At 60.3% G+C, this 14,057-nt stretch carries 14 protein-coding genes; 9 read left to right on the forward strand and 5 right to left on the reverse strand.

What is annotated here, in order from left to right:
- Positions 1 to 16 precede the first annotated feature (16 nt).
- Both tssA and ICY20_RS26170 read right to left on the reverse strand, forming a co-directional pair.
- Entirely contained in the window at positions 17 to 1,570 is a 1,554-nt protein-coding gene (gene tssA / locus ICY20_RS26165) for a type VI secretion system protein TssA (RefSeq protein WP_194939017.1), read from the reverse strand.
- A 109-nt stretch (positions 1,571 to 1,679) separates the two neighbouring features.
- Entirely contained in the window at positions 1,680 to 1,997 is a 318-nt protein-coding gene (locus ICY20_RS26170) for a hypothetical protein (RefSeq protein WP_194939018.1), read from the reverse strand.
- 49 nt (positions 1,998 to 2,046) lie between these two features.
- On the opposite strand from ICY20_RS26170, the gene ICY20_RS26175 reads away from it, so the two are divergent.
- Positions 2,047 to 2,562 (forward strand): Hcp family type VI secretion system effector, encoded by a 516-nt coding sequence (locus tag ICY20_RS26175; RefSeq protein WP_159961934.1) that lies wholly within the window; start codon positions 2,047 to 2,049, stop codon positions 2,560 to 2,562.
- Positions 2,563 to 2,614: 52 nt separating this feature from the next.
- On the opposite strand, the gene ICY20_RS26180 is transcribed toward ICY20_RS26175, so the two are convergent.
- Complete coding sequence (locus ICY20_RS26180; protein ID WP_194939019.1) at positions 2,615 to 3,436, reverse strand: aldo/keto reductase; 822 nt, start codon at positions 3,434 to 3,436, stop codon at positions 2,615 to 2,617.
- A gap of 106 nt (positions 3,437 to 3,542) precedes the next feature.
- On the opposite strand from ICY20_RS26180, the gene ICY20_RS26185 reads away from it, so the two are divergent.
- A complete protein-coding gene (locus tag ICY20_RS26185; protein WP_159961932.1) occupies positions 3,543 to 4,037 on the forward strand; it encodes a DUF1543 domain-containing protein in 495 nt (164 codons plus the stop codon).
- A gap of 2 nt (positions 4,038 to 4,039) precedes the next feature.
- On the opposite strand, the gene ICY20_RS26190 is transcribed toward ICY20_RS26185, so the two are convergent.
- A complete protein-coding gene (locus tag ICY20_RS26190; RefSeq protein ID WP_194939020.1) occupies positions 4,040 to 5,239 on the reverse strand; it encodes a TPM domain-containing protein in 1,200 nt (399 codons plus the stop codon).
- 128 nt (positions 5,240 to 5,367) lie between these two features.
- Here ICY20_RS26190 and ICY20_RS26195 point away from each other — a divergent pair, with 128 nt between their 5' ends.
- From ICY20_RS26195 to ICY20_RS26215, 5 genes are all read left to right on the forward strand, one after another.
- Positions 5,368 to 6,183, forward strand: coding sequence for an alpha/beta fold hydrolase (locus tag ICY20_RS26195; protein WP_194939021.1), 816 nt, complete (start codon positions 5,368 to 5,370; stop codon positions 6,181 to 6,183).
- Positions 6,173 to 7,315 (forward strand): PAS domain-containing sensor histidine kinase, encoded by a 1,143-nt coding sequence (locus tag ICY20_RS26200; protein ID WP_159961929.1) that lies wholly within the window; start codon positions 6,173 to 6,175, stop codon positions 7,313 to 7,315. Before ICY20_RS26195 ends, ICY20_RS26200 begins: the two co-directional genes overlap by 11 nt.
- 74 nt (positions 7,316 to 7,389) lie before the next feature.
- The gene (locus ICY20_RS26205; protein ID WP_159961993.1) at positions 7,390 to 7,902 is read left to right on the forward strand and encodes a sigma factor-like helix-turn-helix DNA-binding protein; all 513 of its coding nucleotides are present in this window, start codon (positions 7,390 to 7,392) and stop codon (positions 7,900 to 7,902) included.
- Positions 7,899 to 8,840 carry a FecR domain-containing protein gene (locus ICY20_RS26210; protein WP_228758596.1) on the forward strand — a complete coding sequence of 314 codons (942 nt, stop codon included), beginning with the start codon at positions 7,899 to 7,901 and terminating at the stop codon, positions 8,838 to 8,840. Before ICY20_RS26205 ends, ICY20_RS26210 begins: the two co-directional genes overlap by 4 nt.
- A 92-nt stretch (positions 8,841 to 8,932) precedes the next feature.
- Positions 8,933 to 11,296, forward strand: a complete 2,364-nt coding sequence (locus tag ICY20_RS26215; RefSeq protein WP_194939022.1) for a TonB-dependent siderophore receptor — start codon at positions 8,933 to 8,935, stop codon at positions 11,294 to 11,296.
- A gap of 177 nt (positions 11,297 to 11,473) precedes the next feature.
- Here the strand turns inward: ICY20_RS26215 and dapF are convergent, their stop codons facing one another.
- Complete coding sequence (gene dapF, locus ICY20_RS26220) at positions 11,474 to 12,280, reverse strand: diaminopimelate epimerase (RefSeq protein ID WP_194939023.1); 807 nt, start codon at positions 12,278 to 12,280, stop codon at positions 11,474 to 11,476.
- Between the two features lie 173 nt (positions 12,281 to 12,453).
- Between dapF and ICY20_RS26225 the strand changes: the two genes are divergently transcribed.
- On the forward strand, positions 12,454 to 12,957 hold the full coding sequence (locus ICY20_RS26225; RefSeq protein ID WP_194939024.1) for a sigma-70 family RNA polymerase sigma factor: 504 nt from the start codon (positions 12,454 to 12,456) through the stop codon (positions 12,955 to 12,957).
- Positions 12,950 to 14,008, forward strand: coding sequence for a FecR family protein (locus ICY20_RS26230; RefSeq protein WP_228758597.1), 1,059 nt, complete (start codon positions 12,950 to 12,952; stop codon positions 14,006 to 14,008). Before ICY20_RS26225 ends, ICY20_RS26230 begins: the two co-directional genes overlap by 8 nt.
- Positions 14,009 to 14,057: the final 49 nt, after the last annotated feature.

Genomic DNA, 14,057 nt, shown 5'->3' on the forward strand with positions numbered 1-14,057 from the left:
CGAGTGGCTGGAAAGCCTATTCAAGTACCGCTTCAAGGTCGAAGAGGCACAACCTGCGATGGGTATCTTCCTTGCGCTCGCGCACCGCATGGCTTTGTGGCAGCAGGTCGCAGCAGCGGTACAGAAGTTGTGTCACTTGCAGCGTCAACTCCGGCTCCCATTGCTCCAGGCCTGTGCGTTGCAGTTCGTCAATCAGGTATTCGAGCTGGATCTTCGCGAGCTCATGTTTGCCGGCCTGCACACAGAGGCGAGCCTGGGCCAGCCGCCAATGAAAACGCGCGCGGTCACCCTGGGCGGCCTGCATGCCGTGCTTGAGCTCGCCAACTGCCGCCTTGAGCCCGTCTTTACGCAGCCTGGGCGCAACGCTGAGCAAAGCGGCTTCCCATGGCGCGGCATTGGCATCAACGACTTTTGTGCAAGTTTCGGGTGTTTGCAGGTGGCGGGTGACGTGCAGCGCAATCCAGTCACGGGTAATGTCGTCGGCGAACGGAGTGCCGTCGTGGAAGCGAAATTCCGGAAGGTGGGGCAAACGTTTCAGCAACAGGGCGAAGGTCACTTCCAGCTCGGTCATGGCCGGCTCGGCGTGCAGTGCCTCCAGGCACTGCCAGACCATGCGCACCCCGTCGAGCCAGAACATCGCCCCCGCGAGGCTGGCCTCGAGTTCGAGCATAAGATCAGCGTGATGTCCCTGATCGAAGCGCTCCTGATAACGCTTAAGCTTTTCGGGCGCGGGACCGCGCAAATCTGTGGTCCGTTCGGCATCGGCACCCGGATAGCTGACCAGCGCCAGCCACGCCAGCGTCCGGTTAAGGCGCAGGGCCCGCAGGTCGGTTGCACTCTGACGCAGCCACCATGCGCACAATGGGCGAGCCTGTTCCTGCAATGAGCGCAGTAATTTATGCGCGTCTTTTTCGTTGTTGATCGGCGACTCGGGCTTCAACCGTTGAAGAGTGGCGGGCTTGACTGGGTCACTCACGCCACCCAAGCCCGCGATCGCGGGGTTGCTCTGAGCGGCATGCTCCAGCCGCTGCGCCAACTGCCGGCGAATGGGCAACAATAACGGGGCTTCATCCGCCAAGTGCTCGGACCAGATTTCATCGAGACGCGTCAAGCGTTCAAGCATTACCTCGAACAGGGGTTGCTGGTTCTGGAGCGGCAGATTTTGTACGAATACTTGCTCGATACGTGAAACCAGCCAGCTGAACGCTGCGCCACGCGTGCGAAGTTTTTCAGGATAGACCGTCGACCAATGATGCTCGCAGAAATGAAGTAACAACCCGAGGCCAGCCAGCAAGCCTGGAAAAGATTCTCGCTGCTGCAGCGCCCAGGCCAACCAGACGGCGACACGCAGATCCTTGGATTGCTGGCGTAATAGGTACTCGCTGGTTTCAAGGACTTTGTGCCAATCGGGCTGTGCGTTACCGTGAATCGATTGCGCTTTACCTACCTCCGCTTCCAAGGATTCATATTCGCTTGAAAAGCGTATATCACTGCCCGCAAAACTCATTTGCGAACAGGGCAGCTGTGCAAGTTCAAGGTAATAAGCGCAACGCTTGTCTGAATAAGCCATTCGGCACCGCACAAAGCTGTTCACGACAGGACAAACTAACTAAGCACACTCAAACTGCGCATCAGAATGCCATCTAGTTGTCACGGGATTCGCCGTGACTTGCTGAACCTTAGCTATGCAAACTACATTCGGCAAGCAATGGAGCAATACTTAAGAAGATTCCTACAACCCCATAAAACATAGGCCTGCGCAATATTTTGCGCATTAAAAAGGTACTCTCATCGCTGATATACGCGCTTAACCAGACTCCATCGAAAAAATCAAAGTGAGCAACTTTATGCGCACTTGCGCGCAAAAATATCCGCACATTTTTATCAACCCAAGTGTTAACTTCTAAAACATCCACCCAATACGCATCCACACCCTTGCTTTTATTGACTTGCCTTATTTCAGGCACGCTTTTTGTAATGGCCACTGTTCCAGTCATTACTCTTCTCGGCTGGAACTACCTCTTCAATCAGACAAGGAAACCCGTCATGCCAACACCCGCCTATCTCTCTATAACTGGTGTCAAACAGGGTTTGATTACCGCAGGCACGTTTACTCAGGACTCGGTAGGTAACATTTACCAGGAAGGCCACGAGGACCAGATCCTGGTGCAGGCCTTTTCCCACCAGGTCATCATTCCCCGTGACCCTCAGTCCGGACAGCCCACAGGCCAGAGGGTCCACAAACCGCTGATGATCAGTAAGGTCTTCGACAAATCCTCACCGATGCTATTCAGTGCATTGACCAGCGGCGAGGAAGTCAAATGTCGGTTGGAATGGTTCCGGACTTCGTCTGCGGGCACCCAGGAGCACTACTTCACCATTGAACTGGAAGGGGCAACCCTCGTGGACATCCAATCGCGCATGCCCACCTGCCAGGACCCGAACAACGCCCATTTCACTCACTTGGAAGATGTGCACTTCACTTATCGCAAAATCACATGGACTCATGAAGTGTCCGGCACGTCCGGGTCGGATGACTGGCGCAACCCGGTTTCGGGTTAAGTTGGAATAATGTAAAAACGGCACCAGCAACGGTGCCGTTTTTGCTGACTGGCTAAACCATCGCCAGTGGATGCTTACGCTGGGGGGCACCAAACACCCGGTCGATAGCGTCCAGGTCATGTTCATCCAACACGAGTTTGGCAGCGGCTGCATTGAGCCTCACGTGCTCGGGCGTCACCGCTTTGGGAATGGCGATCACACCCTCTTGGCGCAGCACCCAAGCCAGGGAAACCTGAGCGGCCGTAGCGTCATGGCGCCGGGCGATTTGCTTGAGCGTGGGGCTGGACAACAGTTCGCCACCCTGGGCAATCGGGCAGTACGCCATCAATGGCAAATGGTGCTGTTGCCACCAAGGCAGCAGGTCGAATTCGATACCACGCTCTTCAATGTTGTAGAGCACCTGATTGGTTGCACAGGCCGGGGATGCGAGTTCCTGCAGATCCGCCACGTCGAAATTCGAGACGCCCCAACGGCCGATCTTGCCGGTTTCGCGCAGACGCTCGAACGCTTCGACCGTTTCTTCAAGAGGGTATTGCCCACGCCAGTGCAACAGATACAGGTCGATATGGTCGGTACCCAGACGCTCTAGACTGGCTTCACATGCACGGGGCACGCCCTTGTGGCTGGCATTATGGGGGTAGACCTTGCTCACCAGGAATACCTGGTCGCGGCGGCCGCGAATCGCTTCGCCCACTACGGTTTCGGCGCCCCCTTCGGCGTACATTTCAGCGGTATCGATCAGGGTCATGCCCTCGTCGATGCCTAGTTGCAACGCTGCGACTTCGGCGCGGTGCTGATCGGGATCTTCGCCCATGCGCCAGGTCCCCTGGCCGATGACAGGGACGGGAACGCCCGCCAGATCAATGGTTCGCATGACAACCTCCTGATGAGTTTGCAGTTTAAGAGTGTGGCATTCGCTGGACAGCAGGGTTCAATCGAAGGATGGTTGCATCCTGCCAATTTGCCAGGAAATATCTGCAATGCTGTTTGTCGTCATGCTCGGGGGCAAGCACCCACGGGCTAAAATCGAAGTGCACGATGTGGTGTTCGCTGCTGCGGATACGTTGGACGCCACCTACCCGCAATTGCGTGATGGCTGGTTTGGCAGTGCCAAAGGCCTGCATATCGACGCGTGGATGGCCGTAGACGGGGTCGACGGCTGGAAAGTCGAGCTCAGCCCTCTGGCCCCAGAGGCTGGCGCATATCACTTGTACTTCATCAACCTGGGCGGTTATGAGGCCAGCAGCTTTGGCGAGGCTCACCACTACTTGCTGGTGGTTGCCCGCAATAAACAAGAGGCAAAAAACCTGGGCAAACGACAGATGTTGCGCCACTGGTCCCAAGGCCACACCGACGCTGTACTCGATGTCGACGACTGTTTGCCCATCGACCTGGTGGACGGCCGCTACATTCACTTGGTGCAAGGTGCCCACAGGCCGATCATCCAGCAGAACGACTATATCGTGCTGCCTTGAACCTACCAGCTTCCAGAAGCCCCGCCGCCACCGCTCGAACCGCCACCACCCGACGAACTGCTGCTGGAGCTGGAGCGGCCGGAGCTCGAACGCGACCCCCCGCCTGAACTCGACCCCGCCCCCGTGCCGCTCTGGATAAACACAAACAACGCCGCAAATGAAGCCATGGGGATCGCCACTAACCAGCCCTGGGCCGTACTGCCCAGGAGCATGCCTGCCACGCCATACACCAGCGCAACCGCCAGCAAGCGCAGGAGGAAAAACCGCGGGCTGTTTTTCCAGGACGCCTTGATCAGCAAGAACAGCAACAGGTACAAGCCCAGCACCACTGCGCCGCCCAAGGGATAGCCCAGCCAGTGGATGAGATTGACCTCCACAACGCGGCTCGCCATCAGCACGCCACCGACATACGCCAGCACCCCAAGCACGCAGTAAAACGCCGTACGTGCCAACCACAACGCGCCGAATATGGCCCCGCCGATCAAGGCCGTCAGCGGCACGATCAGCAGGTACACCGGCCATTCCCGGCCCCCACCGTAAATCGCCAGCAGCACTGTAAGTGCCACCGTCGCCATCAACGCACGCCGCCATTTCAGCTTGCCGGCGGCCATCAGCACGCCAACGACAGCGCCGAACACCAACGCCAACAGCACCGCGATGGCGCCTGCGGGAAAGCCCGGTTCAGCCACCTCAGGCAAATCTCCCCCGTCCACCAGCACCACCAGATCCGTCACGCCTTGGGCGATACCCCCTGCGTAATCGCCCTGACGAAATGCCGGCGTGATGTGTTCTTCGATGATGCGATGCGCCAACAAATCCGTGACGGTGCCTTCAAGCCCGTACCCCACTTCGATGCGCACCTTGCGGTCATCCTTGGCCACGACCAGCAGGATGCCGTCATTGACGTCCTTGCGCCCCAGTTTCCAGGCGCGAAATAGTTGGTTGGCGAAGTCTTCGATGCTCGCGCCGCCGGTGCTGGGCACCAGCAACACGGCCACTTGCGAACCTTTGCGCTGCTCAAGGTCGGCGAGCTGGCTCTTAAGGCGGGTTGTAGTGACGCCATCCAGGGTGTTGGTGAGGTCGATCACCCGCTGGTCAAGGGCAACGCCTATCGGCGAAGGGTCCGCGTGGGCGGCACTCAACAGGCCGAAAAAGACCAATGCAAGCAGACTCAAGACCGATTTGCGCACAATCACCGCCATGCTTTGTTACCTGAAGTTTCTTCCTGAAGGCGCCGACTTTACCCCATCAACGCTATAACGCGTGACCCCACGGCGTTGACTATCTAAACTGCCCGCACGCATAGCAAAACGCCACGACCGAGAAACCCATGGACCTACGCCACCGCAACAACGTCAGTGTGATGGGCAACGGGGCCTCGACCCTGGTGTTCTCCCACGGATTCGGCTGCAACCAGGCCATGTGGAATTACCTGGCGCCGGCATTTTGCGAGCGTTTCCGCGTGGTGATGTATGACTTGGTAGGCGCCGGCCAGTCGGACCTCAGTGCATTCGACAAAGCCAAGTACGGCACGCTGGACGGCTACGCACGCGACCTGAACGAGTTGATCGACGCGTTCGCCATCGGGCCGGTCATCCTGGTGAGCCACTCGGTCAGCGCCATGATCGCCGCCCTCGCCGACCGTCAGGCCCCCGGACGCATCGCCGCCCACGTGATGATCGGCCCCTCGCCGCGTTATATCGATGCCGATGGTTATGTGGGCGGCTTCAAGCTCGCCGATATCCAGGACCTGCTCGACACCCTCGACAGCAATTACCTCGGCTGGTCCAGCAGCATGGCCCCAGTGATCATGGGTGCGCCGGGGCAACCGGCCTTGAGCATTGAGCTGACAGACAGCTTTTGCCGCACCGAACCTGCGATCGCCAAGCAATTTGCGCGGGTGACCTTTATGTCCGACAACCGCCAGGATGTGAGCGGCCTTGCCACCCCCGTATTGATCCTGCAATCAAGTGACGACCTGATCGCCCCGGTGGCTGTCGGCGAATACCTGCACAGCGTTTTACCCAACAGCACCTATTGCCTGGTAGACAATGTGGGCCATTGCCCGCACATGAGTGCGCCGCAAGCTTGTGCAGACGCCATGGAAACCTTCCTGGCGCCATGGATCGATGCCCATGCCTGCTGAGTTGTTCGACCGCGCCGCCTGCGCCCTGGCTGCCACGGCGGAGGACGGCACCCTGCTGCAGGTCAATGCACGCTTCAGTGAATGGCTGGGGTTCAGTAGCGCCGAACTGTGCGGGCGACGCTTCCAGGACCTGCTCACCATGGGTGGGCGGATCTTCCACCAGACCCACCTGGCTCCGATGCTGCGCATGCATGGCAGCGTCACCGAAGTGAAGCTCGACATGCTTCACCGCGATGGTCATAAGGTCACGGTGCTGCTCAATGGTCTCAAGCGCGAACGGGTTGGCGGCGCGGTGTACGACCTGGCGCTGTTTGGCACCACCGACCGCGATAAGTACGAGCGCGAGTTGCTCAACGCACGTAATTTTGCCGAAGCACTGCTGCAGGAAAAAACCGCCGCCGAACTGGCCCTCAAGCAGGCCCAGGCCGAATTGAGCGAGGCCTATGCCATCGCCCAGCGGCGTGCGATGTTTGCCGAACAGATGGTGGCGATTGTCAGCCACGACCTGAAAAACCCACTCACGGCGATCCGCATGGCGTCGGACTTTCTCAGCCGTAGCGAACGCACCGCGAAGGAACGTCAGTTGCTCGGGCATATCGGCCAGTCTTCCGAACGCGCCCAACGCATGATCGCCGACCTGCTCGACTTCACCCAAGCCCGCGTGGGCCAAGGCATCACCATCAAGGCCGCCCCGCTGGACCTGCACGCAGTGACCCACCAAGCGGTGGATGAACTGCGCGTGGCCTTCCCCAAGGCCACCCTGGAGCATCACGCCATTGGCAGTGGCGACGCCAGCCTCGATGCTGACCGCGTGCAGCAGATCATCGGCAACCTGGTGGCCAATAGCGTGGCGTACGGCGACCTGCAACGGCCAATCAGCATCACTTCCTGGTTGGGTGATGGGCATTGCGAAGTAGCGGTGCACAACCACGGCGCTGTTATTCCCCAAACCTTGCTGGCTGGGCTGTTTGAGCCTATGACACGGGGCACGGACCAGGGCAGTGAGGTACGCAGTGTTGGATTAGGGTTGTATATCGTGCGGGAGTTGGCGCGTGTGCATGGCGGGGATGTGACGGTGAGCTCCACTGAGCAGGACGGCACAACGTTCAGCGTACGTTTTCTGCCGGTGTAAAATCTTGCAATAAATTCTCAATAACGCCACCATTGAGAATCGTTTTCATTCGCCAGGTGGCGTCAACCGTGTTGATCAGTCCTTCCTCCCACGTAGCCTCGCGCAACGCCGCATTGCACCGCCTGTTTGGTGACCATCACCCTTGGCTGCTGGAACGCCTGCGAATACGCCTGGGATGCCGTGAAGATGCCGCCGACCTGGCGGCGGAAACCTTCGCCCAAGTGGTGGCGATGCCTGATCCCCATGGGATTCGTGAGCCCCGCGCTTTGTTGAGCACCATTGGCAAGCGGCTGGTCTTCGCGCGCTGGCGACGCAACGATATTGAGCGTGCGTACCTGGACGTACTGGCCACGCTACCCGAAGCCGTCGCGCCCTCGCCTCAGGACCACTGGCTGGTCATCGAGGCACTGTTGGAGATCGACCGGCTGCTCGACGGTTTGTCCACCAAGGCTCGTGCGGCGTTCTTGTATAGCCAGCTTGACGGCCGGACCTACGCCTGTATCGCCCGCGAGCTCGGCGTATCGGTAACACGAGTGCACCAATACGTGGTGCAGGGCCTGACCGCCTGCTACCTGGCCAAGTCATGAACAGCCTGTCTCCTGCCGTGGCGCAAGCCATAGAGTGGTATGCGCGCCGCGGCTCGGGGGCTTTCGACGGGCCTGCCCAATCCCAGTTCGAGCAGTGGCTGGACGCCGACCCCAGCCATCGAGACGCGTGGCACCGGCTTACCCGCCAATTGGACCGGGCACTCATGCCATTGGCGCAGCAACAGGGCTCGCGCCAGGCACTGACCAGCGTCAACCATAGCCGTCGACGCCTATTGCGGGGCGCACTGGCCGTGGGCGCCGTGGCAGTGGGCACGCCCTTGCTGAGCCTGCGCGGCGGCCCGTTGCACGAGGGCTGGGGGGCAGATTTGCGCACGGCTACCGCCGAACGTCGACGCTTCAGCCTGGAAGATGGCTCGTCTTTACTGCTCAACGCCCGCAGCGCGGTAGACCTGAGCTTCAGTGCCACCCAAAGAACCGTGCAGCTGTTGCGTGGCGCGGTATCTGCCCAAGTGCATAACGACCCGGCGCGCCCGTTTGTATTGCAGTGCCCTTGGGGCGAGGCGTGGCTCAATGGCGGGCGGTGTGTGCTCAGCGTTCAAGCAAACACCGCTCAGCTCTGGGCGTTGGAGGGTGAATTGGAATTGCGCACTCCCGGCACCCGTCAACGGGTTTTGGCGGGCCAGGGCCTGACATTCGACGGCCATGCCTGGCAACCCATTGCCAAGGGTTACATCGACGAACGCGCTTGGACGCAGGGGTTGCTGCAAGTGTATGACCAGACGCTGGGCCAGGTGATCGACCACCTCAGGCCCTACCATCCGGGGCTGTTGCAGGTTTCAGCCCGCGCGGCCCCACTGCGCATCTCCGGGGTGTTTAGCCTGGATGACAGCCGCCAAGCCCTTGCTGCGCTCAAGGATGTGCTGGCGTTGCAGGTGGTGTCCTACCTGGGTGTATGGACGCGTATCGACCGCGCGTGAATTTATTTTCACGCCCCCCTTAAAAAATCGTTCGCTCGCGCTACAGACCAGACAGAAACGCGCCGAATGCGCCCTGTCCAGAGAGTCCCACCATGCACCCGAACACGTTCTTCCCGCTATTGATCGGCGGTTGCCTGCTCAGTTGCGCCGCCCTGGCTGCCGAACCCGCGCAAGACTTCGACCTGCCCGCCGGCTCGTTGGCAACGACCTTGATCAAGATCGGTCAAGTGAGTGGGCGCCAAGTGCTGTTTATTCCAGCTGATGTCGACGGTCGCCAGGCCCATGCCGTGCGCGGTCACTTCAGTGCACCCGAAGCCGTGAGCAACGCCTTGCAAAATACCGGCTTGCGCGTGCGCATCACCACCAGCGGCGCCTTGAGCGTGCAACCGGCCGGCGGCGAAGGCGTGACCCTGGACGCGATCACGATCGACGGCCGTGCCAGCGTGCAGGCTGGCGATGACAACCAACACTTCGTCGCCCAGCGTTCCAGCGCCGGTACCAAGACCCGTACCGAGTTGGTGAAAATCCCGCAATCGGTGTCGGTGGTCACCCGCGCCGAACTCGACGAGCGCAAGAGCGATAACCTCTCGGACTCGCTCAAATACACCCCTGGCTTCAGCAGCCAGCCCAGCAGTTTCAGCCGCACAGCGGATGACTACACCCTGCGTGGTTTCAATGTGGGCGCCGGTACCGGCGGGATTTTACGCGACGGCATGAAATTGCAGTCCAACCCCTACGACGGCAGCGTCGAGGCCTATGGTCTGGAGCGTATCGAGGTGCTCAAGGGCGCCTCTTCGGTGCTCTACGGCCAACTGTCGCCAGGCGGCATGATCAACACAGTCAGCAAGCGCCCTACGGATACGCCGCTGCACGAAGTCGGGGTTGAAGTGGGCAACTACAACCGTCGCCAATACACCCTCGACCTCGGTGGCCCGTTGGATGAGCAGGGCCAGTTCAGCTATCGCCTGACTGGGCTGTGGCGTGACAGTGACACCCAGGTAGACCACGTTGACGACGACCGCCGCTACATCGCCCCAGCCGTCACCTGGAAGCCCGACGACGACACTTCGCTGACCGTACTGGCCAGCCACCAGGAAACCTACACCGGCTTTTCCCCGCCCATGAGCTATCGCATGAGCACCTACAGCAACACGCCGGGCTACAAGATCGGGCGTAATGATTTCGTGGGCGAGCCGGGTTATGACCATTTCAACAACCGCATGGACACGCTGGGGTACCTGTTCGAGCACCAGTTCAGCGATGCGTTGAAGGTGAACCACAGCTTGCGCTATTTCCAGGCCAACACCGACTGGAGCTACCTGATCCCGGTGGCCATTTCCGGCACGCAGTTGAGCCGTCGCTACAGTGATCGCCAGGAACGTTCCACCGGCTGGACCAGCGACAACAACCTCAGCTACACCTTGGACAGCGGCGCCTGGCGCCATGAATTGCTGGTAGGCGTGGACTACTACCACAAGACTTACGACTCTCATCGCTACATCAGCGCCACCGCCGCACAACTGGCACCGCCGCTGAACCTGGCCACGCTGCAGTACACCGGCGTGGGCGCCAATACCGCCGCCGACAGTGGGTCGGACTTGCACAGCACCCAAGCGGGCATCTACCTGCAAGACCAGATCACCTATAACGATAAATGGGTACTGCTGCTGGGCGGTCGTCAGGATTGGGCCGACAGTGTCACCACCACCTTTGCCACCGATGCTCGCGCCACCCGTGGCGACAAGAAAGCCACCGGCCGGGTTGGCCTGGTGTACCTGGCAGACAACGGCCTGGCGCCGTACGTGAGTTACAGCCAGTCGTTCCAGCCAGCCAGCGTGAGTAACCCGGCGTTCGGCAACGCGTTTGCGCCGCTCGAAGGCGAACAATACGAAGTAGGCCTACGCTACCAACCGCCCGGCACCGACACATTGCTCAGCGCCGCCGTCTACCGCCTGGACCAAGACAACTCCCTGAGCCTGGACAGCCTCACCAACACCTACGTGCAATACGGCAAGACCCGCACCAAAGGCCTGGAACTGGAGGCCAAAAGCGACCTCACCGACAACCTGCAACTGAGCGCCGGCTACGCCTACACCGACACCCATGTGCTCGAAGACCAGACCGTGAGCAACGTCGGTAAACGCATTGAAGGCATTCCGTACCACAGCGCCAGTGTTTGGGCGAGCTACCGCCTGGCCAGCCTGGGGCTGGAGAAGGTACGCATCGGCGGCGGCGCGCGTTACACCGGCACCACCCGTACCACGCCAAGCGTCTACGACGGCAAGCTGCCGGCCTACACCTTGGTGGACGCACTAATCAGCTACGACGTGGATGCCCACTGGCAAGTGCAGGCCAAGGCACAGAATGTGTTCGACAAGAAATACCTGTACTGCAACACCACCTGCCGCTATGGCGATGAGCGCAGCTTGCTGGGGTCAGTCACCTACCGCTGGTAAACCGTATGCGGAGCAAATGTAGGAGCTGTCGAGCGTTAGCGAGGCTGCGAAAGCGGCGGCATGGGCGATAGAGATGTTAAGCCTGAACCACCGCTTTCGCAGGCAAGCCAGCTCCCACACTTGATCGCATTTCAAGCAGGTGTACGCGATGTAAATGTGGGAGCTGTCGAGCTTTATTCAGCCAAGACCAAAGACACTGCCCTGCATCACCGGCTCCACACTCCCCGTCAACACCACGCCGCCCTCACCCGCCCAGTGCACGGTCACGCTGCCGCCGTCGCATTGCACCTGCACCGTGGTATCCAGCAACCCGCGACGAATGCCATTGACCACCGCCCCGCAACAGCATGAACCAGAGCCCAACGGCACACCGCCACCACGCTCCCAGATGCGCAGGCGGATGTGGCCACGATCGAGCACCTGTACAAAATGCACATTGGTCTTGGCCGGAAACAGTGGGTGAATTTCCAGTGCAGGGCCGACGCTCGCCACATCGATAGCATGGATGTCTTCGACGAAAAACGTGCAATGGGGATTGCCCATGCTGCACGCCGTTGGGTCGCCTTCAATCGGCAAAATCAACGTATCCATGATTTCGGCCAACGGTACCGCAGACCACTCCAGCGACGGTTCGCCCATGTTTACCGACACCTGCCGCCCTGGCTGTCGCACACAGGTCAGCAATCCACGATCAGTACGCAGCACCACCGAGTCACTACCGGTTTCATGCATCAGACGATCAGCCACCCCACGGGTGGCGCTGCCGCACGTGGCCAGTGGCGTGCCGTTGGGGTTCCAGAATTTGATGCGAGCGGCGGCGTCTTCGCAGTCCAGCACCACGGCCAGTTGATTGAAGCCAATACCGGTGTGGCGGTTGCCTAATTGCCGGGCAATTTTTGCGTTAATGGGGTCATCCAGGCCACGACGGTCGATGATGATGAAATCGTCGCCATGGGCGTGCATTTTCACGAACTGCAAGGGCATGGGCGGTCCTGACTTCAGTTGAAGTGAAGAGCAGGATACCTTCATCAAATCCTACGCACGCATTAAAAACATCCTACTTATTGATAACCATTATCAACCACAGCTAAACTCCGCGCCCTCCCACTTACCAGTCTGTGCCCGGTCGCACAGTCGCGCGCAGGCAGCTGACTCTCTTGGCGGATGAAAAACTCCAGCTTTACATAACCCACCGGGCCGCGCTGCTGGACTATGCCGCGCCCATCGTCGGCTGTCGTGCCCGCGCCGAAGATGTGGTGCAGGAAGCCTGGTTGCGTTTCAGCGGCCAGGACGCGCAGGCCGATATCCGCCACCCCGCCAGTTACCTGTACCGCATCGTGCGCAACCTCGCCCTGGACCTCACACGCCGCACCGCCACCGAACGGGTGCAGCCGGGCGGCGATGAGCTACTCAACGAATTGCCTTCAAGCAGCGCTTCGCCAGAACGTGAAGTGAGCAGCCAGAACGAACTGCACGCCATCGCCCGCGCCCTGGCCCAGTTGCCCGAGCGCACACGGCTAGCCTTCGAGATGCACCGCCTGGGCGGCTTCACCTTGCAACAGGTGGCTGCTGAGCTGGGGGTGTCGACGGCACTGGTCCATCAACTGGTACACGACGCCCTGCGCCATTGCATGGACTGCCTGGAGCCGGACGATGACTGATTTTCTGAAAAAACCCGCCGCTGCCGCGTCTTTTGCAGTCAAGGGCGATTCCATGGGAAGCTGCCCGCCGATTTTTGCTAGCGGAGATGCCCCGTTCATGCCCACCGAGGATTGCGCCAACGCCCGCCGCGACCAGGCCCTGGACTGGTTGCTGCGCGTGCAACAAGCCCCGCAGGATGCGGATTTGCAGGTTCAACTGGCTCAGTGGTGCGCTATTGACGAGGCCAATGCCAAGGCCTACCGCAAGGCCCAGCGCATGTGGCAACTGACCGGGCAACTGGCGCCGACGACAGCGCAGCAATGGCCCACACCGGTCACCCCGATCACCCGCCCAATTGCCCGCCCACGACGCACCCGCCGCTGGGTAGCCGCCGCCATCGCTGCGTGCCTGGTGGTGTCACTGGCCCCCAGCCTGTTGCTGCGCTGGCAGGCCGATTACCGCACCGGCGCCGGGGAAACCCGCGACATCACCTTGAGCGACGGCAGCGTGGTGCAACTGGACAGCCAGTCCGCCATTGCCGTGGACTTCGCCGGCACCCACCGCGACGTAAAGCTGCTCACCGGCCAAGCGTTTTTCAAGGTGATGCCGGACAAGAGCAAACCCTTTCATGTGTGGACCACAACGTTGAAGGTGACCGTTACCGGCACCGCGTTCAACGTTGACACCCAACAAGACAGCGTCGCTGTGCAACAAGGCTCGGTCAACGTGAACGAGCGCCAGGCCGGCCGCCAACTTGGTAGCCTGGTGCCGGGGCAACGCCTCACCTTGCGCATCGGACGTGGCGAACTAACCGCCTTCTCCCCCAGCCAGGCCGCCGCTTGGCGCCAGGGCCAACTGATCGCCGACGACCTGCCCATCAGCGACGTGCTCGCACAATTACGCCGCTACACACCCGGCATCATCGTGCTGCGCGACAAACAGCTCGGCGCACAACGGGTCACAGGCGTGTACGACCTGCGCAAACCCCAGGCGGCGCTGCAAGCCGTGCTGCAACCCTATGGCGCAAAAGTCACGGCCTACAGCCCCTGGCTGCTGGTCTTGAGCAAGTAATTTTGCTGATTTTAAAAATATTTCATCTTTTTCCTGAAAATTCCCCGCG

Origin of the sequence: Pseudomonas pisciculturae, assembly GCF_015461805.1 — a bacterium.
In the GTDB taxonomy this organism is placed as follows: Bacteria; Pseudomonadota; Gammaproteobacteria; order Pseudomonadales; family Pseudomonadaceae; genus Aquipseudomonas; species Aquipseudomonas pisciculturae.

Coding starts and splice junctions, on each gene's coding strand:
- ICY20_RS26210 (WP_228758596.1), top strand. CDS start 7,899: ATGAACAGCCTGTCTCCTGCCGTGGCGCAAGCCATAGAGTGGTATGCG.
- ICY20_RS26180 (WP_194939019.1), bottom strand. CDS start 3,436: ATGCGAACCATTGATCTGGCGGGCGTTCCCGTCCCTGTCATCGGCCAG.
- ICY20_RS26200 (WP_159961929.1), top strand. CDS start 6,173: ATGCCTGCTGAGTTGTTCGACCGCGCCGCCTGCGCCCTGGCTGCCACG.
- ICY20_RS26215 (WP_194939022.1), top strand. CDS start 8,933: ATGCACCCGAACACGTTCTTCCCGCTATTGATCGGCGGTTGCCTGCTC.
- ICY20_RS26175 (WP_159961934.1), top strand. CDS start 2,047: ATGCCAACACCCGCCTATCTCTCTATAACTGGTGTCAAACAGGGTTTG.
- tssA (WP_194939017.1), bottom strand. CDS start 1,570: ATGGCTTATTCAGACAAGCGTTGCGCTTATTACCTTGAACTTGCACAG.
- ICY20_RS26170 (WP_194939018.1), bottom strand. CDS start 1,997: ATGACTGGAACAGTGGCCATTACAAAAAGCGTGCCTGAAATAAGGCAA.
- dapF (WP_194939023.1), bottom strand. CDS start 12,280: ATGCCCTTGCAGTTCGTGAAAATGCACGCCCATGGCGACGATTTCATC.
- ICY20_RS26195 (WP_194939021.1), top strand. CDS start 5,368: ATGGACCTACGCCACCGCAACAACGTCAGTGTGATGGGCAACGGGGCC.
- ICY20_RS26230 (WP_228758597.1), top strand. CDS start 12,950: ATGACTGATTTTCTGAAAAAACCCGCCGCTGCCGCGTCTTTTGCAGTC.
- ICY20_RS26185 (WP_159961932.1), top strand. CDS start 3,543: ATGCTGTTTGTCGTCATGCTCGGGGGCAAGCACCCACGGGCTAAAATC.
- ICY20_RS26190 (WP_194939020.1), bottom strand. CDS start 5,239: ATGGCGGTGATTGTGCGCAAATCGGTCTTGAGTCTGCTTGCATTGGTC.